Here is a 23534-nt window from a genome sequence, read left to right as displayed (position 1 = left end):
CAGAAGAGGGTTAGTGCGTGCCCTGGTAGATAAGGTTTTCCGGGCTGAAATGCTCCACCGCACTGCCAGGCTGCGGCAGACCGAGGATATGCCCCTTGATCTTGCCCACCACATGCATTTCGCAGGGTTTGCAGTCGAACTTCAAGGTCAGCACTTCGTCACCGTGGATCAATTGCATGGGTGCCACCTTGGTCTTCACCCCGGTCACACCCTTGGCCTGTTTAGGGCACAGGTTGAACGAGAAACGCAGGCAGTGCTTGGTGATCATCACCGGCACTTCGCCGGTTTCTTCGTGGGCTTCGAAGGCCGCATCGATCAGCTTCACGCCGTGACGGTGGTAGAAGTCCCGGGCCTTCTGGTTGTAGACGTTGGCCAGGAACGACAGGTGCGCCTCGGGATACACCGGCGGCGGCGAAGTTTCAGCCTTGCGCCCACCCCGCGGATGTGCGGCGACGCGTGCGGCGGTCAGTGCTTCGATCACTTCACGGCGCAACGCCTTGAGCTGCGAGTTGGGGATGAAGAACGCTTGCGGCGCATCCAGTTCGATACGGGTGGCGTGGTACTCGGTGGTGCCGAGCTGGCCGAGCAGGTCGCGCAGGGTGTCCAGCGCCTGTTCCGGTTTGTTGGCCACGCCAAACGGGCCGGGCAGGGTGACACTGGCGCTGATGCCTTCTTCGCTGGTGGCGGTGATTTGCAGCTGCTCTTCACGCAGGCGCGCGACCCATGACAAACCGATACGGCGCTCGGCCGAGGTCTTGAGCAGGGCCTGTTGCCAGTTGTGGTCCAGGTTGCGATTGAGCGGGTGATGCGGGCGCAGTTGGTGCAAGCCGGCCGGCATTTCGTTAGGCTCGACGCGGTAGCGGTAGCGCTTCTCACCGTCTTCCTCGAACTCACCCTTGGGCTCGGCGATATTGGCGCGAAAACCCACCACTTCACGCTTGATCAGCACATTGAGGCCGTCGCCGTTGGACAGTGGCTCATGGGTGACCACCTGCAAGTCGCGCTTGCCGGCTTTTTCCACGGTGCCCACGGGCAGGCCGGTAAAGGTCGGGGTGTCAAAGGCACCGATGTCGATCTTGCGGTCGCTGACAAAGTAATCGGTGCTGCCACGGTGGAAGGTTTTTTCCGGGTCGGGCAGGAAGAAGTGCGCGGTACGGCCGCTGGAAGCGCGGGCCAGGTCCGGGCGGTCTTCGAGGATCTCGTCGAGGCGCTGACGGTAGTAGGCGGTGATGTTCTTCACATAACCCATGTCCTTGTAGCGGCCTTCGATCTTGAACGAACGCACGCCCGCTTCGACCAGGGCACGCAGGTTGGCGCTCTGGTTGTTGTCTTTCATCGACAGCAGATGCTTTTCAAAGGCCACCACGCGGCCCTGGTCATCTTTCAGGGTGTAGGGCAGGCGGCAGGCCTGGGAGCAGTCGCCACGGTTGGCGCTGCGGCCATTTTGCGCGTGGGAGATATTGCACTGCCCGGAGAACGCCACGCACAGGGCGCCGTGGATAAAGAACTCGATGGCGGCATCGGTCTCGTCGGCAATGGCGCGGATCTCTTGCAGGTTCAACTCGCGGGCCAGTACCAACTGCGAGAAACCGGCCTGGTCGAGAAACCTGGCCCGGCCTAGGGTGCGGATGTCGGTCTGGGTGCTGGCGTGCAGCTCGATCGGCGGAATATCCAGCTCCATCACGCCCAGGTCTTGCACGATCAGCGCATCGACACCGGCATCGTAGAGCTGATGGATCAGCTTGCGCGCAGGTTCCAGCTCGTTGTCATGCAAGATGGTGTTGATGGTGGTGAAGACGCGGGCGTGGTAACGGCGGGCGAATTCCACCAGTTGAGCGATATCGCTCACCTCGTTACACGCATTATGGCGGGCGCCGAAGCTCGGCCCGCCGATATAAACGGCGTCGGCGCCGTGCAGGATAGCCTCGCGCGCAATGGCGACATCGCGGGCAGGGCTGAGCAATTCCAGGTGATGCTTGGGCAAGGACATAGTTTTTTTAGTCAGGCTTGTCACGGTCGAGGCGCGCATTGTAGCCGTGAAATGCCTGGGCGGCATCTACCGCAGGGCTGTCGGGCCTAATGCAAGTCCGTTAAGCGAACGCATTACTCAACGCAACGAAGCCCCAATGTGGGAGCTGGCTTGCCTGCGATGGCCATAGGTATCTACACAATTTTGGTGCGACGCTGAACCTGTGGCGAGGGAGCTTGCTCCCGTGACGGCCTGACAGCCAGCGCTGTTCTAACTGACGCGCCGCTGTCCAAATGTGGGAGCTGGCTTGCCTGCGAAGACGGCCTGACAGTCAACCCAGTTGGACCGTGTACATATCCATTCCTGCGGTAACTGCCACTTAGGGTTCCGCCTGACGGCGGGTCACTTTGGAAAAGAGCCCCAAAGTAACCAAAGGGCTCTTGCCCCACCACTCGGCACCTCGCCTAGGCTCGGTGTGCCCGTAATCCGCCAGTGATTTGGGGGGCCGCCGCCACGCGCCATCCATGGCGCGGGGCGGCTAAACCGGCATCCCTGCCGGTTTACCCCCCAAATCCCTGTCGAATTCCGGCCATCGTGGTTTAACGGGGCGCCTAAGATCAAAAGCAGATCAAGATCAAGAGCGGCTCGCTTCGCATCGTAGTTACCGGGGGCTGCGGCGAACTGCACAGTTGTGTAGATACCTATGCTGCGATGGCGATGGAACATTCACCACCGCTATCGCAGGCAAGCCCACCTCTTTGACCGCGTTCGACATTCCTATCAGATCGGCGTTAACGGCGTCACAGATTCAAGCCTTGGCAGCCATCGCCGTCACTTCCACCCGCATACCTTCCACCGCCAAGGCGGCAACGCCCACTGCCGCCCGCACTGGCCAGGGCTTGGCGAAAAAGCGCTTGTAGACCTCGTTGAACGCAGCACGGTCGGCCATGTCGGTGAGGTAGATGGTCAGGTGCATGACCCGGTCCATGGAGCTGCCGGCTTTTTCCAGCGCGACTTTCAGCGCTTGCAGGGTGCACTCGCTTTGCAGGGTGATATCGCCCAGTTCCAGGCTGCCATCGGCATGGGTGGGAATCTGGGTGGAGACCAGGATGCCGTTGAAGCCGATTACGTCGGAGGAGATGGAATCGGCGTCCGGGTCAGGGGTATAGGACAGGTCGTGGTTGGCCATGGGCACCTCGTGTTGGCAGGAACAGAAAGGCGCCATGGTCGGTGAAATTCACTCCAGGGGCAAACCCCGGCTTATATCCAGCGTCGGAACAGCACGCTGGCGTTCACGCCGCCAAAGCCGAAGCCATTGGACAGCGCATATTCAATCGGCATAGGACGCGCCTCATCGCGCACCATGTCCAGGCCGTCGGCGAGGGCGTCCGGGTTTTCCAGGTTGAGTGTCATTGGCGCGATCTGGTCACGCAGGGCAAGCACGGTGAAGACGGCTTCGATGCCCCCCGCAGCACCGAGCAAGTGGCCGGTGGCGGATTTTGTCGAGCTGATCGCCGGGCTACCGCCAGTACCGAATAGCGTCCTGATTGCCGCCAGCTCGCCTTTGTCGCCCACAGGTGTGGAGGTCGCGTGGGCATTCAGGTACTGCACCTGCGACGCCTCGATGCCCGCCTGGCGCAACGCTTGAGTCATTGCCCGGCGCGCACCGTCACCGTCTTCAGGCCCTGCGGTCATGTGATAGGCGTCTGCACTGGTGCCATAGCCCACCAGTTCGGCAATCGGCTGCGCGCCCCGCGCCAGGGCATGTTCGAGTTCTTCAATTACCAGAATGCCGGCGCCTTCGCCCATCACAAAGCCGTCGCGCGCCTGATCGAAGGGTCGCGAAGCGCGCTGCGGGGTGGCATTGAAATCGCTGGACAGCGCTCGCGCTGCGGCGAATCCGGCAAGGCTGACGCGATGAATCGCCGCTTCGGCACCGCCGCATACCGCGACGTCGACTTCCCCGGCGCGAATCATTCGCGCTGCGTCGCCGATAGCCTGAACCCCGGCGGCACACGCGGTTACTGGCGCACCCAGAGGGCCTTTCAAGCCATAGTTGATCGACACATGCCCGGCGGCCATGTTGCTCAGAAACGATGGAATGGTGAAGGGCGACAAACGACGCGGGCCCTTGCTGTCGGTGGTGCGCACCGCATCGGCAATGGCCGGGAAACCGCCGACGCCGGAGGCGATGATGGTTGCCGTGCGTTCCTGCTCCTCGGGTGTTCTGGGGGCCCAATTGGCCTGCTTCAGGGCTTCATCCGCCGCCGCCAGGGCAAACAGGATAAAGCGGTCCATCTTGCGCTGTTCCTTGGCTGCCAACAGTCGATCAGGATCAAAACCGGCTTCGGGGTCTTGCAACACACTCTGCACCTGGCCGCCGATGCTGACCGCCAGATCACCGATCAACTCTTGCGGCAACCGGCGGATGCCCGACTGCCCGTCCAGCAAGCGCTGCCAAGTGGATTCCACGCTCGACCCCAGCGGCGTCAGCGCGCCCATGCCCGTCACGACGATACGTTTACTCATGCTCAATCGACTCCTGTTGCTTGAAGGGTACACAGCGTATGGACGTCACTATCATCATGAAAGTAACATGGCGTCATACAAGTTTGTACTCGCACACAGGAATACTTATGCAGCGCAAATCCCTCATCAGTGCCGAATGCCCCATCGCCCGTAGCCTTGAACGGGTAGGGGAGTGGTGGAGCATGCTGATCATGCGCGACGCCTTGCACGGCTTGCGCCGTTTTGACGAGTTCTCGCGCAGCCTGGGCATCGCGCCCAACATGCTGACGCGCCGCCTTAATGGTTTGGTAGAGGCGGGGATGCTGGAGCGCCGCGCCTACAGCGAGCGGCCGCCACGGTACGAATACGTGCCGACGGCCAGAGGCGAAGACTTTCGTATGGTGCTGATGGCGTTGGTGGCGTGGGGCAATCGGCATTACGCCGAGGAGGGCATCAGTGTCAAGGTGGTGGAACGCGAGACGGGCCGGCCGGTGCAGCCGATGATGGCGACGGAGGAGGGTGCGTGGGTGGCGATGGATCAGTGCGTGGTACAGCCCGGCCCGGCCGCCAGCGCAGGGATGCGCCAACGGCTGAGCCGTGAGTGATTGATTACTCTTTTACATCCATGAACTCTTCGGCCCACGCCACATAGCTCTCAGGCAAGGTGTAGGTGTGGGTCAATTCCGTCGCACTGAGGTTCGAGGTGCTGTGGGTCAGCTGACGCTGGGCACGCAGGCTGTCGTAAGTGGCCTTGATCGCGGCGAAATAGGCGCCATGCCCGGCCACCACGATGCGTACGCCCAGGCTGGCCAGGCGCTCGCTGTCGTGCAGTTGTGGGTTGCCGTAGGTCACCAGCATCAGCGGAACGCTGAGGTTCTCCGCGATTTGCTCCAGGTGGTCGAAGTCCTTGACGCCGACCATGCAGATGCCGTCAGCACCGGCCTTTTCGTAGGCCTTGGTCCGCGCAATCACGTCGCGGGTGGGCAGCACGCCGGCATTGGTGCGCGCAATGATCGACAGCGCCGGGTCGACACGCGCCTCTAGCGCGGCCTTGACCTTGCCGATGCCTTCTTCGACGGAAATCAGGTCCGTGGATTTACGCCCGAATTGCGCGGGCAAGAGGGTGTCTTCGATGGTCAGCGCTGCGACGCCGGCACGTTCCAGTTCTTCGACGGTGCGCATCACGTTCAGGGCGTTGCCGTAGCCGTGGTCGGCATCGGCGATGAAGGGCAACTGGGCCACACGGCCGATGCGGGTGGCTTGCTCGACGAACTCACTCAGGGTAATCAACGCAAAATCGGGGGCCGCCAGCACCTGCAGGGAGGCGACCGAGCCGCCCAGGATTCCCACTTCAAACCCCAGGTCGGCCGCGATGCGGGCAGACATGGGGTCGAATACGGAGGCGGTTTCAACGCACAGGGGCGTTGCCAGCAGGTCACGGAAGTTACGGCGTAGCGCTGAGTGAGAAATCTTGGGCATGGTCTTTCCTGGCTTTGGTCATCGTCAAGTGACGATCAATGTCTATTCGTGGTGCCGGGAGATTACCACGCAGATGCCCCTGTGATTATGACGTTTGAGCGCGGCGAGGGTTATCGAGCGACTGCACTGTACGACGTACCCAGGTCGCGGGCCCAGCCGTCGAGCACGTCCTTGACGTTGTCGGCGGTCATGACTTGCTTGTCATTGGCCAGGGGTGCGCCGGTGCCTTTACGCACCATGGCCGCCACGACATCGCCGGTCGAACCATCTTCCAATGACAGCTCCGTGGCGATTTCACTGTCTCGATCGCGTATGCCTGTGGCGGCGCTCACGCCCGCTGCGACCAGGGTGATCGGCAGCCACTCATACAACCGCAGTCCCTGGGGGCTGGTGGCGATGCGGGTGATGGCAGGGCGTACTGTGAGGGTGTCAGGGCCAGGTTTTGAGGCCAGGTAAACGTATTTGCCAAGTTCCGAGCGCAGTACCAGGTCGTAGTAGCCGGTGACGTGGGAGAGCGTGCTTTGGGGGATCTGAGCGGTGGGTTCAACAGCCGGGAAAAACTGGCTAGGCGCCAGGTAGACCTGCTTGTAGCGGCCGCGCTTCAAGGCTGGGCTGATCCAACTCAGTACGGTCTGGCCCGACGGGCTCTGTTGTTCTTTAAGCAGGCTGTAGTCATGAAGAAAGCCTGTATATCGCTCGGGTTCGACCTTGTTGCTGCTGCAAGCCATCAGGCTCAGGGTGGCCGCCATCAGTAGCAGGAGTGAGCATTTACGGGCCATCAATGGGTTGCCTGTTCGTTTGGAGTGTCGTGTGACGATTCGATATGCAACTGGCCATGGGTCATGATCCAGTGGATAAGGTCGGCGATGGGAATGGAGTGGGCGTACTCGACCCAGCGCCCGGCGTCGGGGCTGTAGTGTTCGAAGTAGCGACGCAGCACGATACGGTCCAGGTCCGCGTTCAGCCCCAGGCAGGATTCCTGGAACAGCATCGGGCTGTCCTGAGCCGGGGAAGAGGTGCGCTGGCTCAGTACCAGTGGCCGCGCATCGCCTGCTGCTTGCTCGGTGTACCTGCTGCTCGAAACTTTCATAGGCGTCTCCTTGGGTGGAAGACGTGCAGAATGCCCGACAGGTTTTGCCCAAAGATGTCCGGGTTGTGTCCGTGGCGAAGGAATGTTGCTCGATTGAAATAAATGACCCCGGCGCCGGAATGGTTTTAGATGGCGTTCTTTTTTTGGCCTGGGAATCTGTGAACGTGAGCAGACTGCTGATCGTCGATGACGACGTGGAAGTGCTGGCATTGCTGAAGAAATTCTTCGTCCAGCACGCCTATGAAGTCGACGTGGCCGCCGACGGCGAGGCCATGTGGGCGGCCATCGCACAACAGCGGCCGGACACGATCATCCTCGACCTCATGTTGCCCGGCGAAGGCGGCCTCAGCCTCTGCCAGAAAGTGCGGGCGCAGTTCGGCATCCCTATCATCATGCTCACGGCCATGGGCGAGCTGAGCGACCGCATTGTTGGCCTGGAACTGGGCGCCGACGACTACCTGACCAAACCCTTCGCCCCACGCGAATTGCTGGCGCGCCTGCGCGCTGTGCAACGGCGTGCGGGACAGCCGGTCATCGCGGCCGACGAGCGCTCACGCCCGGTGATTGCCTTCGCCGGTTGGCATCTGGATATCACCTGTCGCGAGCTGCGTTCGCCGGAGGGCGTCATGATCCCGCTGTCCGGTGGCGAGTTCGATTTGTTGGTGGTGTTTCTCGAACACCCCCAGCGCATCCTCACCCGCGACCAGTTGATCGACCTGACCCACGGCCAGGGCCACGACGCCTTCGACCGCAGCATCGACGTGCAGGTCAGCCGGCTGCGGCGCAAGATCGAGCCCGATTGCAAGCGCCCGGACCTGATCCGCACCGTGCGCAATGGCGGCTATCTGTTCACTGCCCCGGTGACCCGCGCATGATTCGCCGCCTGCTGCGCCGCGACACCCTGAATCGGCGGATCGCCCTGACCATTCTCGCCGCGATGCTCGCCTCACTCGCCCTCAATGCCTTGTTCGTGCAGGTGGCCGGGGTGTGGGCGCGTCCGCCCATCGACCGCACGGGGTTGCTGGAACAAATGGCCGCGACGTTGAAAGTGATCGAGGCGGCGCCTGCGCCGTTACGCTCGCACCTGGCGGCAGCGGCCAGCGATGCGCGGTTGCAGGTGACGTGGCATACCGACCCCGTGGATTTCGGCCTGCCCAGCGGAGGCAACGTGCTACAGGCGGGCGAAGTCCCTGGGATACAGGCGTTGTTTGGCACGGGGCGCACCATTCAGGTGTACAGCCCGGACGATTGGCCCCGTGGCAGCCCCGACGCGCATTATGTCGCGCTGGTGCAGTTACTTGATGGCAGCTGGTTGTCCTTCATCCCACCCGAACGCAGTTGGGGCCTGAGCGCACCCACGCGGATTGCGGTGATCATCATCCTGGGGTTGATCGCCACCTTGCTGGTCGCCTGGGTGGCCACCCGGCAATTGGCCAAGCCGTTGCAGCGTTTCGCCAGTGCCGCCAGACGCTTCGGCGGCGATCTGCGCGCACCGCCCATCGACATCGAAGGCCCCGACGAAATACGCCAGGCCACTATCGCCTTCAACACCATGCAGGCGCAGATCCAGCACTTCATCGGCGAACGCACCCAGATGCTGGCAGCCATTTCCCATGATTTGCGCGCGCCTTTGACGCGGATACGCCTGCGCTGTGAGTTCATGGAGGATCTGGACCATCAGCACAAGCTGATTCGCGATGTCGAGGAAATGCAGTCGATGATCAACGCCGCGCTGGCGTTTTTCCGCGACGATACGGTGCTGGAGCACAGCACGGCATTCGATCTGTCTGAACTGCTGCAAACCATCATCGACGACTATCGCGACCAGCAGCTGGTGGTCGACTTCCGGGGGCCGCCCCATCTGGTCTATCACGGCCGGCCACTGGCGCTTAAACGGGTGGTGGTCAACCTGCTGGAAAATGCCGCCAAGTATGCCCGTCACCCCGGCATTGCTCTGAGTGTTGACGATCAGAGGGTATGTATCGAGGTCAACGATGAGGGCCCGGGGATTCCCGAGGCGGACCTGGAGCGTGTGTTCGACCCTTTTTTTCGTCTCGAGACCTCACGCAACCGCAATACCGGCGGGGTAGGGCTTGGGCTCTCGGCAGCGCGGGCCATTGTGCGCGAGCAGGGCGGTGAGCTGAGCCTGAGCAATCGACGTGGTTCGGGGTTGGCGGCTCGGGTTGAATTGCCGCGCTAGCGTGATGCGATATGCGCATTATTAATGAATTAGGTTATGCGTTATCAGTATTTTACATCTCGCCTTCAGCACCACGAAAATAGCCCGGACACCAAAAACCTGTGGCGAGGGAGCTTGCTCCCGCTGGGGCGCGAAGCGGCCCTGCTCTTTGTCAGGAGCATGGGGCCGCTACGCTGCCCAGCGGGAGCAAGCTCCCTCGCCACAGATAAAAGCTTTTTAAAACCGAGACCGTGCGTGCGGATCGATTTGAATGCCCCACAAGGCATCTGGAGACGAACGTGCGTTACCTCAAAACCCTGGCGGCCGGGTTGGCCGCCTCTTTGCTGTGCCTGACGGCGCAGGCCCAAACCCTGGTGGTCGGCGACCAGAGCTACAACGCTCAGGCCGTGATGGAAGCGGCGGGGGTGCTCGATGACCTGCCTTACACGCTGGACTGGAAGCAGTTCACGGCCGGGTCGCCGGTGGCCGAAGCGCTCAACGTCGGCAGCCTGGACCTGGGCCTGCTCGGGGATGCCCCGGTGTTGTTCCTGGGCGCCTTGGGTGCACCGATCAAGGTGATTGCCGTCAGCCGGCAAAATCTCGACGGCGTAGCCATCCTGGTAAAAAAAGACTCGTCGATCCACAGCCTGGCCGATCTGGCAGGCAAGCGCGCTGCGATCTGGAAAGGTTCCTGGAGCCAGCAACTGTTGCTGACCGCACTGGACAAGGCCGGGGTTGCGCGGGATTCGCTGCAATGGCGCTACCTCAGCGCCCTGGATGCCTCCCACGCGCTGGAAGGCGGTGCAGTTGACGTGATCGCCACCTGGGAACCCTACGTCACGCAACAGGAACGCCAAGGTGCGCGGGTGCTGGCAACCGCTGAAGACTTGATCCCGGCCCAGAGTTTCATTGCCGCCAACGCCAGTGCTGTCGAGGCCAAGCGTGAACCCATCAGCGACTTCGTCCAGCGCCTGAAAAAAGCCCGCGACTGGGCCCGCCAAAGCCCGGCCAACGCCAACGCGTATGCCGATGCCTGGGCCAAGCGCACCCGCGCTGATGCCGACATCGCTCGCGTCTGGTTTGCCCGCGCACGCACCACCGTCGAGCCGCTGACGCCTCAGGCGCCCATTGAGGCGCAAAAGACCGTGGACTTTTTTGCCGGCCTGGGCCTGGTCAAGTCTTACTCGGCCGCCACGTTGTTCGACCCTTCATTTGCAGCCGCCTTGCAGCCCGCCGTCGCCACCACCCAGCCCTGACCGCTTGAAGGACTACTGCGCAATGACTAAAAGACAGCTCAAACTGGGCGCCCTGACCATGGGCTGCGGTGGGCCGGGCCGCCATAACCTGTGGCTTGATCCGCAGTTGCCGGCCGATGCCAGCGTCAACGTCGATTGGTACATCGAGATAGCGCGCCAGGCCGAGGCGGCGCTGTTCGACCTGCTGTTCATCGTCGACAGCCAGTTCATCACCGAGAGCTCGCCTTCTCATTACCTCAATCGCCTGGAGCCGCTGACCTTGCTGTCGGCACTGGCCGTGAGCACGCGGCATATCGGCCTGGTCGGTACGCTGACCACCTCGTATAACTCGCCCTATAACGTCGCCCGGCGCCTCGCCTCCCTGGACCTGATCAGCAAAGGCCGCGCCGGCTGGAACGTGGTGACCAGTGGCGATGCCGGTACCGCCGGCAATTACAGCCGCGACGAACATTACGACTATGCCACCCGCTACGGGCGTGCCGCCGAACACGTTCAGGTGGTACAGGGGCTGTGGAACTCTTACGAAGACGATGCGTTTGTGCGTAACCGTGCCACTGGGCAGTTTCTCGACCCGAGCAAGCTGCACAGCCTGAATCACCAGGGCGAACACTTCTCGGTGGTGGGCCCGCTGAATATCCAGCGCTCGCCCCAAGGCCAGCCGGTGATTTTCCAGGCCGGCGACTCGGAGCAAGGCCGCGACCTAGGCGCCGCCACCGCCGATGTGATCTTCACCCACGCGGCCAGTATCGAGCAGGGCCAGGCGTTTTACCGGGATATCAAGGGCAGGGCGGCACAACGGGGGCGCGATCCGGAACAGGTACTGATCATGCCCGGTGCGGAAATTTATGTGGGCGACACCGATGCCCATGCCCAGGAAATCGAGCAGCACTACCATCAGCTCGACCACAGTTTTGCGCTGGCACTCAAGGAGTTCGGGCGCAATTTTGGCTGGCATGATTTCAGCCAATACGACCTGGATGCGCCGTTCCCGCAAGAGAGCCTGGAGGCCGCGCGCAGCAGTTTTTTCACCGCTGCCAAACGCATCGCCGACCAGGCGCGGGAGCAGGGCTTCAGCCTGCGCCAGGCCGTCGAATTTGGCCGGCAATTGCGCCCAGGCGCGTTCGTGGGCAGCGCGGCCACGGTGGCGCAGAAAATGGCGGATTGGTTCGAGGCACGGGCGGTGGACGGGTTCAATATCTACATCGGGCACCCTGGGCAATTTGATCGCTTTACTCAGGAGGTGATCCCTTTGCTGCAAGAGCGCGGTGTTTATCGCACGGCCTACGAGGGCTCGACCTTGCGCGAAAGCCTGGGCTTGGCGATTCCGAGGTTCCAGCGCACCCCCTCACCCTAAGGGGTGATTTCGATGACTTTGCGGGTGTGGGACTATCACTTCAGTCCCCGGCGCCAGTGATCTGGTGTCGCACCCAACCGTTATGACGGCGAGTCTTCGAAGTGGATAATGATCGACTGTCTTCAGCCCAGTGGTTCGAACAGATAGCCAGGGTGACCGAGAGCATCGGGCACGCGGGGTTTGCCGCCACGTTGTTCGATGCCCTGGGGTGTATCCACCCCATTCAGGCCACGACCTTGTACCTGTACCCCCACGACGGCATGCCCAGCGCATTGTTCGAACTGGACGGGCCATGGCTGCCCCAGGGCAATGTGCGCCAGTACCTCTCCGGTTTTTACTTGCTCGACCCGTTCTACGGCGCCTGCGTGGAGGGGGCGGCTTCCGGCTGCTACGACCTCGCCGATGTGGCCCCCGACCACTTTGAGCACAGCGAGTACTACCAGTCGTTTTACCGGCATTCGCACCTGGAGGATGAGCTCAACTACATCCTGCAGGCCAGCAACGGCTTGAGCCTGGCGGTGTCGCTGGCCTTTACGCAGAAGCTCGACGCGGACACCACCGAGCATTTCAAGCGCATAGCACCATGGGTATTGGCAGTGCTGGGCAAGCACTTCGTCGGCCTGGAGACTCAGGGCGCGCGTTTCGAAAGCCTGTTGGAACAGCGTATTCACTCGGCACTCAACAACTTCGGCTCCTCGCTGCTCACCGAACGCGAATGCCGGATCACCCAGTTGATCCTGCGCGGCCACTCCACACGTTCGCTGGCCGAGCGCCTCGGGGTCTCCGAAGACACCATCAAGTCCCACCGCAAGCACATCTACAGCAAGCTCGACATCGGCACGCAATCGGAACTGTTTTCCCTGTTTATCGACTCGTTGGCCGAGGCCCAGGGCGGGCTGAGCAAAGACCCCCTCGAACGCTACATGAGCAAAGGCCGTTGACCGGCTGCATGACTACCCACAACAAGAGAAAAAGCCATGAACCTACCCTTTGAACCGCAACGCCAGACCCAGGACTACCAGGCCTCGGACGCGGCCCACCATATCCATGCCTTTGTGGATCAAAAGGCGCTGAATGCCGAAGGCCCGCGCGTAATGGTCCGCGGTGAGGGCCTGTACCTGTGGGACAGCGAGGGTAAGCGTTACCTGGACGGGATGTCGGGCCTGTGGTGCACGCAGCTGGGTTATGGGCGCAAGGACCTGACGGCTGCGGCGGCTGCGCAGATGGATCAGTTGGCGTACTACAACATGTTCTTTCACACCACCCATCCGGCGGTGATCGAGCTGTCCGAGTTGCTGTTCAGCCTGTTGCCAGGGCACTACAGCCATGTGATCTACACCAACTCCGGTTCCGAAGCCAATGAGGTGCTGATCCGCACCGTACGCCGCTACTGGCAAGTGCTCGGCAAGCCGCAGAAGAAGATCATGATCGGTCGCTGGAACGGCTATCACGGCTCCACCCTGGCGGCGTCTGCCCTGGGCGGCATGAAATTCATGCATGAAATGGGCGGCTTGATCCCGGACGTCGCGCACATTGACGAGCCTTATTGGTACGCCCAGGGCGGTGACTTGACTCCGGCCGAGTTCGGGCGGCGCTGCGCCCTGCAACTGGAAGAAAAGATTCTGGAGTTGGGCGCGCAAAACGTCGCCGGTTTTATCGCTGAACCTTTCCAGGGCGCCGGCGGCATGATTTTCCCCCCAGAAAGCTATTGGCCAGAGATCCAGCGTATCTGTCGCCAATACGATGTGCTGCTGTGCGCTGATGAAGTGATTGGCGGTTTCGGTCGTACAGGTGAGTGGTTTGCCCATCAGCATTTCGGCTTCGAACCCGACACGTTGTCGATCGCCAAGGGCCTGACCTCAGGTTACCTGCCCATGGGCGGTTTGGTATTGAGCAAGCGCATGGCCGAAGCCCTGGTAGAGCGGGGCGGGGTGTTTGCCCATGGACTGACGTATTCCGGGCACCCGGTTGCGGCGGCGGTGGCCCTGGCCAACCTCAAGGCCTTGCGTGACGAAGGGATCGTGCGCCAGGTAAAGGACGACACCGGGCCGTATTTGCACAAGCTCCTGCACGAAGTCTTTGGCAACCACCCGCTGATCGGCGAGATCCAGGGCACCGGCCTGCTGGCAGCCTTGCAGTTTGTCGAGGACAAAGGCACGCGCAAACGCTTTGCCAATGAAAACGACCTGGCCTGGCAATGCCGCACTTTTGGCTTTGAAGAAGGCGTGATCATTCGCTCGACCCTGGGCCGCATGATCATGGCGCCGGCCCTGGTAGCCAGCCGCGTGGAGCTCGATGAACTGGTCGACAAGACCCGCATTGCGGTGGACCGCACCGCACGGATCGCGGGAAAACTGTGAAGGGCTGAGCCCCCGCATGCCGCTTCGGTTGAACAGGGTGGGCGGCCCATAGCGGCCTGCCCACCGCTCCCAATGGATGACTCATCAAAGGTGTCGATTTGATCGAACGCCGCGGCGCCCTGCATTCCACTTTCCAGGAGTCAGCAATGAATACAATAACAAACGTAGCCGATACTCCCGTCCATCAAACCCCAACCCAACCAACCTCATCGCGCCGCTTTCGACAACCCCTGGGCCTTGTCGGGCTTGTACTGTTCGGGCTGGCGTATATGGTGCCGCTGGCGGTGTTCACCACCTACGGTCTGGTGACCCAAATGACCAAGGGGCACCTGCCCACCGCCTACCTGTTGACCCTGGCTGCCATGCTGCTGACGGCCTACAGCTATGGGTGCATGGTCAAGGCGCACCCGTATTCGGGCTCGGTCTACACCTATACGCGCAAGGCGTTTGGCGCCTCCTTCGGCTTTATCGCCGGCTGGACCTTGCTGCTGGACTACATCTTCCTGCCGCTGCTCAGCTATTTGCTGATCGGCATCTACTTGTCCGAATACTTTCCTACCGTGCCCACCGCGGTATGGGTATTGGGCTCCATTGCCCTGGTGACGGCGCTGAATCTAGTGGGTATCGAGTCGATTACCCGGGTCAATTGGGTGCTGATCGTGGCCCAACTGGTGTTCATCGTGGTGTTCGTGGGGTCGTCGATCCACAACCTCAGCGGGCAAGCCGAGCCGGTGTCGCTGCTCAAGCCGTTTCACCATGAAGGTTTCAGCGTGCCGCTGATCATGACCGGCGCGGCGGTGCTGTGCTTGTCGTTCCTGGGGTTTGATGCCGTGTCGACCATGGCTGAGGAGACACCTGACCCGCGTCGTACCATTCCGCAGGCGATCATGGCGGTGTCGCTGATCGGTGGGTTGCTGTTTTTGGTGGTGTCGTATTGCGCCCAGATGGTCTTCCCGGAATGGAATAGTTTTGCCGATCCCGACTCGGCTTCGGTCGATGTGATGCGCCGGGTCGGCGGCGAGCTACTGGTGAGTGCGTTTACCGCCACCTATGTGGCGGGCTGTTTCGCCTCCGCGATGGTCTCCCAGGCCAGCGTGTCCCGCGTGCTGTTCGCCATGGGCCGCGACGGCGCATTGCCCAGGGTATTCGGCAAGCTGGTGACGAAAAAACGCGTGCCGGCCAACGCGATCATGCTGGTCAGCCTGTTTTCGCTGATTGCCCTGTTCATCAGCCTGGACACCGTGGCCAACATGATCAGCTTTGGCGCGCTGTTCGCGTTTTCGGCGGTGAACCTGGCCGTGATCAAGCATTACTTGGGCGACCAGAAGCTGCGCGGTACACGCAACTATCTGCTGTACGCCGCCCTGCCGGGCCTGGGGTTTCTCAGCACGCTGTGGTTGTGGACGAGCCTGTCCGGCCTGTCGTTCACCATCGGCCTGTGCTGGATGGCCCTGGGGCTGCTGTGTTTGTTCTGCGTCACGCGTGGGTTCCGGGTACGCATGCCGGAGCTGCAAATGGCCGAATGAACAGGCCCCACCTCGGTTCATCCGTAGGAGCGAGCTTGCTCGCGAAAAACGTCAACGATAACGCGTTCTTCCTGGATGAACGCGGCGCCCTTGAGTTTTTCGCGAGCAAGCTCGCTCCTACAAAAGCCTTACGGCCCAATTCAGGAGTACAGCATGTTCAACCTCGACTATTGGCAGCAACGCGCTGCCCGCCAAACCTTCATCAGCACCGCCCTGATCGACGGCCAGCCCGTAGGTGCACTCTGCGGGGCGACCTTCGACACCATCAACCCGGCGACCAACCGCTTGCTTGCGCAGGTCGCCGCCTGCGGTGCAGCGGAGGTCGACCTGGCAGTACGCTCCGCACGCCGCGCCTTTGACAACGGCCCCTGGCGGCGCATGCCTCCAGGCGAACGCAAAAAAGTCCTGATCAAACTCGCCGACCTGTTGATGACCCACCGCGAAGAACTCGCACTGCTGGACTCCCTGAACATGGGCAAGCCGGTAATGGACGCCTATAACGTCGACGTACCCGGCGCGGCCCATGTTTTCGCCTGGTACGGTGAGGCCCTGGACAAGCTCTACGATCAGGTCGCGCCGACTGCCCACAACGCGTTGGCGACCATTACCCGCGAAGCATTGGGCGTGATTGCAGCGGTGGTGCCGTGGAATTTCCCGCTGGACATGGCCGCCTGGAAATTGGCACCCGCCTTGGCGGCAGGCAATAGCGTGGTACTCAAGCCCGCTGAGCAATCGCCGTTTTCCGCCCTGCGCCTGGCCCAACTGGCGCTCGAGGCGGGCGTCCCCGAGGGCGTGCTGAACGTGGTGCCAGGCATGGGCGAGGGCGCCGGCAAGGCACTGGGGTTGCACCCGGACGTCGATTGCCTGGTATTTACCGGTTCGACCCAAGTGGGCAAGTACTTCATGCAGTACTCCGCGCAGTCCAACCTCAAGCAGGTGTGGCTGGAGTGTGGAGGCAAGAGCCCGAACCTGGTGTTTGCAGACTGTCAGGACCTGGACCTGGCGGCGGAGAAGGCGGCCTTCGGGATATTCTTCAACCAGGGCGAGGTGTGTTCGGCGAATTCGCGCCTCTATGTGCAACGCTGCATCCACGACGAGTTCATCGAGCGCCTGATCGATAAATCCCACGCCTGGATGCCCGGCAACCCACTGAACCCCGCCAGCGCCGCCGGTGCAATTGTCGACAGCGGGCAAACCGCACGCATCATGCAAGCCATCGGGCAGGCTCGCGCAGAAGGCGCCACGCTGTTGAGCGGTGGCCAACAGTTGAACATCGAGGGTTGTTCAAACTTCATCCAGCCGACGATATTTGCCAACGTCACCGCTGACATGCGCCTGTCCCGTGATGAGGTGTTTGGCCCCGTGCTGGCGGTGAGTGCCTTCGATACCGAAGAACAGGCGATACAGCAAGCCAACGACAGCGTCTACGGCCTGGCGGCATCGGTGTGGAGTGATGACCTGAACCGTGCGCATCGCGTGGCGCGTGCCCTGAATGCTGGTACCGTGTCGGTCAACACCATTGACGCCCTGGACGTGACCGTGCCGTTTGGCGGCGGCAAACAGTCGGGGTTCGGGCGCGATTTGTCGCTGCATTCGTTTGATAAGTACACCCAGTTGAAAACCACCTGGTTCCAATTGCGTTAACTGCCCCGTTTCGCATAACTGCTGTGCCGTTACAGGCATTCATCCGCCAGTGGGCAATGCCTATAGTCCACTTAGCCCGTGCAGCGCTTCAACCGTGCTGCGCGATCCAGCCCAAGACTGAGGTGAGCCTGATGAACCGTGAATTCGACCCCGCACTGACGGATATCAACCAAGTGGACGCCGAGTACTTCGAGTACAGCAAGGCGGCGAATCCCATCAGTGCCAACCTGATTTCCCGCATTCCCTACCACAGCTTTCCGGCCTCGCTGTATGACAGTGGCCCCTCCCGCGTGGTACCGCTGGACCTCAGCGACGCCTTGGGCTGCGAAGGCCCTGCGACAGGCCCCGGGCTATGCGCGAACTTCATGCGCCTTAACCGTGGCGACACGCTGACCCTGCAACCCAACGCCACTTCCCAGGTGTTCTACGTGATTGCCGGGGAGGGCAGCGTGGTTCAGGGGGAGTATGAGATTCAATGGTCCAAGGGCTGCTTTATCGCCCTGCCGGGATTACAGCAAGCGCACTTCAGTGCCCGCGAGGATGCACGTCTTTACTATGTGCACGATGAGCCGTTGCTGCGTTACCTGGGGGTGACACCCCGCGCCGATCGCTTTGCGCCGACCCTGTACCCAGCAGCACTGGCTAACGCGAAGTTGCGTGAAGCGGCCGATGATCCCAGGGCACAGGACCGCAGCCGCATCAGCATCCTGCTGGGCAACCGTCATTTCCCGCAGACGCGCACGGTGACCCACGTGCTGTGGGCCATGTACGGGATTCTGCCGGCGGGATCGGTGCAGAAACCCCATCGGCATCAGTCGATTGCACTGGACTTCATTATTGATTGCCCCACGGGCTGTTATTCATTGGTGGGCACCGAGCTGGACGCGGATGGGCAAATTCGTAACCCGCAGCGGGTCGACTGGTCTCCCGGCCTGGCGTTTGTCACGCCACCGGGTTACTGGCATGCGCATTTTAATGAATCGGATAGCGAGGCGTTCCTGATCCCGATTCAGGATGCGGGGCTGCAAACCTACCTGCGTGCGCTGGATATCCGCTTCAGTTGAGTCACTTCCAGTCCGGTGTTTCGCCCAGTCGTTCAACGATAAAGTCGATAAAACACCGGACCTTGGACGATACGATGCGCTTGGGCGGGTACACAAACCACACCGCAAACGCCCGCTCCACGCCCTGGATATGCCATTCGGGCAGCCACACTGCCAAGTCGCCGGCCTCGATACTTCGCGCCACCAGCCAGTCCGGCAACAGCCCAAAGCCTAAGCCTTGGCGCACGGCGATGAGTTGCGCGTCCAGGTCATTGATTCGAATAACGCCGTCATGCTGCAACGGGAGCGCGCGGCCGGCGGATACAAAACTGATATCGCCGGTGGTAGCCGTGCCCAGCACCGCAGGCAAACCGGCCAGGTCGGTGGGCGTGGAAGGAGGAGGGTGCTGCATGCCAAACGCCGGGCTGACCACCAAGCGGTAGTGGCCGTCGCTGAGCTTGCGTGCCTTGAGGGTCGAATCGGCCAGCTCGCCAATGCGTATGGCTAAGTCGACGCCGGCATGAATCAAATTGACCTGGGTGTTATCCAGCACCAGTTCCACGCTGATCTGCGGGTAGCGCACCAGAAAGTCATTCAACGCCGGCAGAATGTGATGCCGAGCAAACGCCGGCGGCAGGTTGAGTTTCAACACGCCCCGGGGATGCTGGTTCAGCGCAGACGTGGCGGCTTTGGCGTGTTCCAGTTCATCCAATACCCTGCGTGCGTGTATCAGGAAGGTCTGGCCGCCTTCGGTCAGATGCAGCGTGCGTGTGGAGCGGTTGAACAGCGCGATGCCCAAGTCTTGCTCAAGGTCCTTCACATAGCGTGAAACCGTTGAGGCCTTGATTCCCAGGCGTTCGGCGGCACGCGAGAAATTGTTGCCTTCGGCGGCTTCGATGAAGGCGGTGAGCGCGGTGAAATAGTCCAAGGGCAGCCTCAGGGCAGGGCGGTGACACGTGCAGGTTGTTGAGTTTTGCCGGGGGCTGTCAACTGCTAGACCCTAGAGCCACGATGCAGCCCCCGTTTTCCTAATGGGTCTGAATGATCAAGGCGATATGGGATCGCTCGCAGGAAAGGTTTCTTCGATCGCCTCGTCGAGCTGGCTATCGCTGACAGCGCGGTCTTGCACCTTCACATTCGACTCGCAATGGCAATCGGCACTGGGGCACGCTTGACCCTGGGGGTGCAAGTCGGCGCATGCCTGGCTGCAGTAGGCTTTGCCGTTGCGCTGGTGACGCGTGTCATGGGTCACCTGGCAGGTGCAGCCTGGGCAGGCGCAGGTCCAACCTTGAGTTGTCGGGTTCATAGGTCCTCCGAATATTCAGTGATTGATAAACGGGCAGCGGTGTTCTGATACGTAAATCAGGGCTGCTGGTAATGCCCTGGGATGTCATGGCCTTCATCGGCCGGCTTGTTGCGCTTTTGCACCTGGACGTCGCTCAATTTCGCGTCCTTGAGCTCTGCGAAGCGCTGCCTGAGCAGGGACTCGGCCCATTGCGGGTCCAGCGTGTCGGCATCGTGCTCAAGCGTGCGGCTTTGTGGCTGGTTGTCGAGGATGAAACTGATGAGGTAATGCGCTTTCTCGAACATGAACGTGGCTCCGTTACGGTTAACAAGGCAAACCCGAGCAGGGCATGTTCGTTTGATGAGTGGGCTGCGCAGTGATTCAGAAAATATAAGCCGCTTTCACCGGCCGAACCTTGAGAACAACAGAACCCGACTATTGATCTCGATCAGGTGGCCGTGCTGGCCCGCTCTATAACCTTGGGCGCTTATCGATGGCCAGGGACGGCTCAACGAGCAGCTCTGGTCGCACATTCTCAAGGAAGAGTCAGCCATGCGATCACTCAAGATCCTGTTGTTATCATCGGCATTCAACGGTTTGACCCAACGAGCCTGGCTGGATCTGCGCCAGGCGGGTCACGACCCCAGCGTTGTGGTGTTCACCGATCAAGCCACGGTGTGCCAGCAGGTCGAGGCGTCAGGTGCCGACCTGGTGATCTGCCCGTTTCTGAAGGATCGTGTGCCGCACCAACTATGGAGCCATCCGCAGCGCCCGGTGGTGATCATCCATCCGGGCATTGTTGGTGACCGTGGTGCCAGTGCGCTGGATTGGGCTATCACCCAGCAGGCCCGCCGTTGGGGCGTCACTGCTTTGCAAGCGGTGGAAGAAATGGATGCAGGACCGATATGGTCCACCTGTGAGTTCGACATGCCCGACCAGGTGCGCAAATCCGAGCTGTACAACGGCCTGGTGAGCGACGCCGCGATGGTTTGCATTCGTGACGTCGTGGCGAAATTCGCCAAGGGCTTCGTCCCCACACCGCTCGATTACACCCAACCCAGCGTCATCGGGCACTTGCAGCCGAACATGACCCAGGCCGACCGCACCTTCAGTTGGTTCGATTGCGCAGGATTTATCAAGCGCAGCATCGACGCTGCCGATGGCCAGCCCGGCGTGTTGGCCAGCCTGTTGGGCGGGCAATATTACCTCTACGACGCGCACTTGGACGCCCGCCAGGGCGCTCCCGGAGAAATCCTCGCGGTACAGGACGACGCTGTGCTGGTGGCGGCCGGAGATCACAGCCTGTGGATCGGCTCGCTCAAACCCAAAGGCCCGGAGACCTTCAAGCTGCCGGCACGGCACGTACTGGCGCAAAGGCTGGCCGGCGTTCCGGTGCTGGACAGCTCAATAGCCCGTCAGGCGTTCAAAGAGCGGGTCTATCAACCCATTCGCTACCAAGAGTTCGGCCATATCGGCGAACTGACGTTCGAGTTCTACAACGGCGCCATGAGCACCGAACAATGCCAGCGGCTGGTCGCAGCGTTGCGCTGGGCCAAGGCGCGAGATACCCAGGTGTTGCTGATCAAGGGCGGACGTGGCAGCTTTTCCAATGGCGTTCACCTCAACGTCATCCAGGCCGCCGAAGTGCCAGGGCTGGAAGCCTGGGCCAACATTCAAGCCATCGACGATGTGTGCCTGGAGCTGCTCACCGCCAGGCAACTGGTGATCAGCGGCCTGACTGGCAGCGCGGGCGCAGGCGGCGTGATGCTGGCGCTGGCCGCCGACATTGTATTGGCTCGCGAAGGTGTGGTGCTCAATCCGCACTACAAGACCATGGGACTCTACGGCTCCGAATACTGGACCTACAGCCTGCCACGGGCGGTGGGCAGCGAAATCGCGCATAAGCTCACCGAAGAATGCCTGCCCATCAGCGCCATCCAGGCCCAGCAGTACGGCATGGTCCAGGGCATCGGGCCCCGCTGTCTGCAGGCATTCGGCCTGTGGCTTTTGCAAGAGGCTGACCGTGCGTTGACCGATGATAAGTACCTTCACGCACGCACGCGAAAAGCCATGCTGGATACTCAGCAAGTTGAACGCTGTCGCGAGCAGGAGCTGGCACAGATGCGACTGGACATGGTGGAAAACCGCCAGCAGTTTGCCGAGAAATGCCGCAACTTCGTGTTTAAACGCAAAGCCTGCCAGACCCCACAGCGGTTGATTGCGCCATGGGCGTTGAGGTATGAGGCTGGTGTGCCGGAAAGCCGGATGCTGAATGACTGACCGTCGACGCGGGGAGGGCGCGTCGGCCAGTCCAGCCTCGCATTGGGCAATAGGGTTGCCCATAATGGAGGCCAACTCGCCCAAACGCTCAGACCCCGAGGCCCCATGGAACTGCACAACCTGAACGATGATGCAGCGCCCGTATGACTCGTGCGCTGTTTATCTCGATGGATGGCCCCAAAGGCACCGGTAAAACCACGCTGTTGGAGGCCGTTACGACAGCGTTGAGGGCCGACAACATAAAGGTCGTGCGACTGTGCGAGCGCAAGAGCGATCCCTGTCGAGCGCAAACGATGGCTCTGGTTAACACGTTCGCCCGAGATCCCAGCCGGGATCTGGAGCTTGAGGTGTGTGAGCGCTTTGCCGACAGCCGCAGCTGGATTACTCGGAACGTACTGGCCGCGCAGCCACCTGACAGCATCATCCTGATGGATCGCTGGTACCCGTCTGATGCCGCGTTTCGTCGGTTGATACCCTTTGCAGACATTCTTGAGCTGAACATTAATCGGCAGGTGCAAGTGCCGGACCTGCACGTGGGGGTTGTCACCGCGGCGCAAATATCCTGGGCGCGGGCAGCAGCACGACGGCGGGGGTTGAGCAGTACGGTGATGTCTAAGCTGGAGGAGCAAGTTGCGTGTACCAAGGCGTTTGAGCGAGCGGCTGTGGAGCAGGGGTGGGTCATGTGTCGCAATGAAGGGACGATCGAAGAGGCGGTGAGGCGGGTGGTTTTGCAGATATATAAGGTCCTTCATCCCAAGCATCAGGAGTAACGGAGTGCCGTTGAACCAGCAAGATCAGGATGATGTTGGTCATCAGAACAAACGTCACCGAACGAAGAAACTCTATGAAAACGTCGTGATAGGAAACTTCCTGTACGGTCTCGGATTCGCCGTGCGGTCATGTCTAGACGCAAACACCTCGATCCCAAGCGTGGTCAACCTGCTACAGCAGACACCTGCAGACAACGAGCTGGCTGACGTACTGCTGAGCTTTCCAGGTGTCGTGCGCTTGATCGAATTCAAGATGAAGGGCGCCAGCCTGAAAAAAGAACGACTGCGACATCGTTTACTCATGGCCGCCCTGGCAGGTGAAAATCAGGTATTGGTCGAAACGTCCAGAAGCCTGCACTGGTATGTGGAGGTGGGCGCCAATGACACCGACACGCCTCTGGTTTCGCGAGCCGTGCCTTATCTGGACGCCTTCGACGAAGAACACTTGGCGTTGTCCGCGGGAAGCCTTGAACGACTCGTGGAGCAAACCGCGCGCGAAGCTGTTCGCGGCCTGGACCCGATGTTGCGTGAGCGCTCACAGATATACCTGCGATTTTTACGCAATATTCAAGCTGACGACCCGGTGGGCGCAGGTGGTGTGCTTCTGGTCATGGGCGCAGGTGGAGCAATGCATTTTGTTCAGCTGCGAGACGTCTGTGATTTGAGTATGCCGCACAGGCAATGGCTGGAGCTGGAAATGAGCGGTCCGCAGCTGGAGCGATCTGTGCCTGCGTTGGAGCGAAGCATGAAGCGTCCCAAACACCGCGACGGCCCCGAATATGGAAGGTAAT

At 61.2% G+C, this 23534-nt stretch carries 22 protein-coding genes; 13 read left to right on the top strand and 9 right to left on the bottom strand.

The features are described from left to right. Nucleotides 1-10: 10 nt before the first annotated feature. From BT204_RS10030 to fabF, 3 genes are all read right to left on the bottom strand, one after another. Nucleotides 11-1990 carry a peptidase U32 family protein gene (locus BT204_RS10030; protein ID WP_072446691.1) on the bottom strand — a complete coding sequence of 660 codons (1980 nt, stop codon included), beginning with the start codon at nucleotides 1988-1990 and terminating at the stop codon, nucleotides 11-13. Nucleotides 1991-2777: 787 nt separating this feature from the next. Then, on the bottom strand, nucleotides 2778-3158 hold the full coding sequence (locus BT204_RS10020) for a RidA family protein (protein WP_014718423.1): 381 nt from the start codon (nucleotides 3156-3158) through the stop codon (nucleotides 2778-2780). A gap of 71 nt (nucleotides 3159-3229) precedes the next feature. After that, entirely contained in the window at nucleotides 3230-4498 is a 1269-nt protein-coding gene (fabF, locus tag BT204_RS10015) for a beta-ketoacyl-ACP synthase II (RefSeq protein ID WP_072446689.1), read from the bottom strand. A 107-nt stretch (nucleotides 4499-4605) separates the two neighbouring features. Between fabF and BT204_RS10010 the strand changes: the two genes are divergently transcribed. Then, nucleotides 4606-5082, top strand: a complete 477-nt coding sequence (locus tag BT204_RS10010) for a winged helix-turn-helix transcriptional regulator (RefSeq protein ID WP_054898479.1) — start codon at nucleotides 4606-4608, stop codon at nucleotides 5080-5082. A gap of 4 nt (nucleotides 5083-5086) precedes the next feature. On the opposite strand, the gene BT204_RS10005 is transcribed toward BT204_RS10010, so the two are convergent. The 3 genes from BT204_RS10005 to BT204_RS09995 form a co-directional block, all read right to left on the bottom strand. Continuing rightward, nucleotides 5087-5956 (bottom strand): isocitrate lyase/PEP mutase family protein, encoded by an 870-nt coding sequence (locus tag BT204_RS10005; RefSeq protein ID WP_072446687.1) that lies wholly within the window; start codon nucleotides 5954-5956, stop codon nucleotides 5087-5089. A gap of 110 nt (nucleotides 5957-6066) precedes the next feature. Further along, nucleotides 6067-6735 carry a DUF3313 domain-containing protein gene (locus BT204_RS10000; protein ID WP_054898480.1) on the bottom strand — a complete coding sequence of 223 codons (669 nt, stop codon included), beginning with the start codon at nucleotides 6733-6735 and terminating at the stop codon, nucleotides 6067-6069. Continuing rightward, on the bottom strand, nucleotides 6735-7046 hold the full coding sequence (locus BT204_RS09995; protein ID WP_054918920.1) for a hypothetical protein: 312 nt from the start codon (nucleotides 7044-7046) through the stop codon (nucleotides 6735-6737). The genes BT204_RS10000 and BT204_RS09995 overlap by 1 nt, the downstream gene beginning before the upstream one ends. 119 nt (nucleotides 7047-7165) lie before the next feature. Between BT204_RS09995 and BT204_RS09990 the strand changes: the two genes are divergently transcribed. The 9 genes from BT204_RS09990 to BT204_RS09950 all read left to right on the top strand — a co-directional run bounded on the left by BT204_RS09990 (nucleotide 7166) and on the right by BT204_RS09950 (nucleotide 18429). Then, the gene (locus BT204_RS09990) at nucleotides 7166-7921 is read left to right on the top strand and encodes a response regulator (RefSeq protein WP_072446686.1); all 756 of its coding nucleotides are present in this window, start codon (nucleotides 7166-7168) and stop codon (nucleotides 7919-7921) included. Then, complete coding sequence (locus BT204_RS09985; RefSeq protein ID WP_072446684.1) at nucleotides 7918-9246, top strand: ATP-binding protein; 1329 nt, start codon at nucleotides 7918-7920, stop codon at nucleotides 9244-9246. The genes BT204_RS09990 and BT204_RS09985 overlap by 4 nt, the downstream gene beginning before the upstream one ends. Before the next feature lie 278 nt (nucleotides 9247-9524). Further along, complete coding sequence (locus BT204_RS09980; RefSeq protein ID WP_072446682.1) at nucleotides 9525-10481, top strand: ABC transporter substrate-binding protein; 957 nt, start codon at nucleotides 9525-9527, stop codon at nucleotides 10479-10481. Nucleotides 10482-10503: 22 nt separating this feature from the next. Beyond that, nucleotides 10504-11835: an LLM class flavin-dependent oxidoreductase gene (locus BT204_RS09975; protein WP_072446680.1), complete on the top strand. Its 1332-nt coding sequence runs from the start codon at nucleotides 10504-10506 to the stop codon at nucleotides 11833-11835. Between the two features lie 101 nt (nucleotides 11836-11936). Beyond that, nucleotides 11937-12776 (top strand): helix-turn-helix transcriptional regulator, encoded by an 840-nt coding sequence (locus BT204_RS09970; protein ID WP_072446679.1) that lies wholly within the window; start codon nucleotides 11937-11939, stop codon nucleotides 12774-12776. A gap of 36 nt (nucleotides 12777-12812) precedes the next feature. Beyond that, nucleotides 12813-14195: an aspartate aminotransferase family protein gene (locus BT204_RS09965; protein ID WP_072446677.1), complete on the top strand. Its 1383-nt coding sequence runs from the start codon at nucleotides 12813-12815 to the stop codon at nucleotides 14193-14195. A 146-nt stretch (nucleotides 14196-14341) separates the two neighbouring features. Next, nucleotides 14342-15721, top strand: a complete 1380-nt coding sequence (locus tag BT204_RS09960) for an APC family permease (protein WP_054918927.1) — start codon at nucleotides 14342-14344, stop codon at nucleotides 15719-15721. A 153-nt stretch (nucleotides 15722-15874) separates the two neighbouring features. After that, a complete protein-coding gene (locus BT204_RS09955; RefSeq protein ID WP_072446675.1) occupies nucleotides 15875-17365 on the top strand; it encodes an aldehyde dehydrogenase in 1491 nt (496 codons plus the stop codon). A gap of 131 nt (nucleotides 17366-17496) precedes the next feature. Beyond that, complete coding sequence (locus BT204_RS09950; RefSeq protein WP_072446673.1) at nucleotides 17497-18429, top strand: cupin domain-containing protein; 933 nt, start codon at nucleotides 17497-17499, stop codon at nucleotides 18427-18429. Nucleotide 18430: 1 nt separating this feature from the next. Here the strand turns inward: BT204_RS09950 and BT204_RS09945 are convergent, their stop codons facing one another. The 3 genes from BT204_RS09945 to BT204_RS09935 form a co-directional block, all read right to left on the bottom strand. Next, complete coding sequence (locus BT204_RS09945; protein ID WP_072446671.1) at nucleotides 18431-19336, bottom strand: LysR family transcriptional regulator; 906 nt, start codon at nucleotides 19334-19336, stop codon at nucleotides 18431-18433. Nucleotides 19337-19453: 117 nt separating this feature from the next. Then, entirely contained in the window at nucleotides 19454-19714 is a 261-nt protein-coding gene (locus BT204_RS09940) for a metallothionein (RefSeq protein ID WP_034127423.1), read from the bottom strand. Nucleotides 19715-19770: 56 nt separating this feature from the next. Then, nucleotides 19771-19998 carry a hypothetical protein gene (locus BT204_RS09935; protein WP_034127424.1) on the bottom strand — a complete coding sequence of 76 codons (228 nt, stop codon included), beginning with the start codon at nucleotides 19996-19998 and terminating at the stop codon, nucleotides 19771-19773. Between the two features lie 247 nt (nucleotides 19999-20245). Between BT204_RS09935 and BT204_RS09930 the strand changes: the two genes are divergently transcribed. The 3 genes from BT204_RS09930 to BT204_RS09920 all read left to right on the top strand — a co-directional run bounded on the left by BT204_RS09930 (nucleotide 20246) and on the right by BT204_RS09920 (nucleotide 23533). After that, nucleotides 20246-21973 carry a hydrogenase maturation protein gene (locus tag BT204_RS09930; RefSeq protein ID WP_072446669.1) on the top strand — a complete coding sequence of 576 codons (1728 nt, stop codon included), beginning with the start codon at nucleotides 20246-20248 and terminating at the stop codon, nucleotides 21971-21973. 143 nt (nucleotides 21974-22116) lie between these two features. Continuing rightward, the gene (locus BT204_RS09925) at nucleotides 22117-22743 is read left to right on the top strand and encodes a dTMP kinase (RefSeq protein ID WP_072446667.1); all 627 of its coding nucleotides are present in this window, start codon (nucleotides 22117-22119) and stop codon (nucleotides 22741-22743) included. Nucleotides 22744-22753: 10 nt separating this feature from the next. After that, nucleotides 22754-23533, top strand: coding sequence for a hypothetical protein (locus BT204_RS09920; RefSeq protein WP_072446705.1), 780 nt, complete (start codon nucleotides 22754-22756; stop codon nucleotides 23531-23533). Nucleotide 23534 lies beyond the last annotated feature (1 nt).

The organism is Pseudomonas sp. NFPP02 (assembly GCF_900119355.1).
Classification (GTDB): Bacteria; Pseudomonadota; Gammaproteobacteria; order Pseudomonadales; family Pseudomonadaceae; genus Aquipseudomonas; species Aquipseudomonas paracarnis.
Note: the sequence above shows the minus strand (reverse complement) of the source record. Positions and strands in the feature narration are given on the sequence as shown.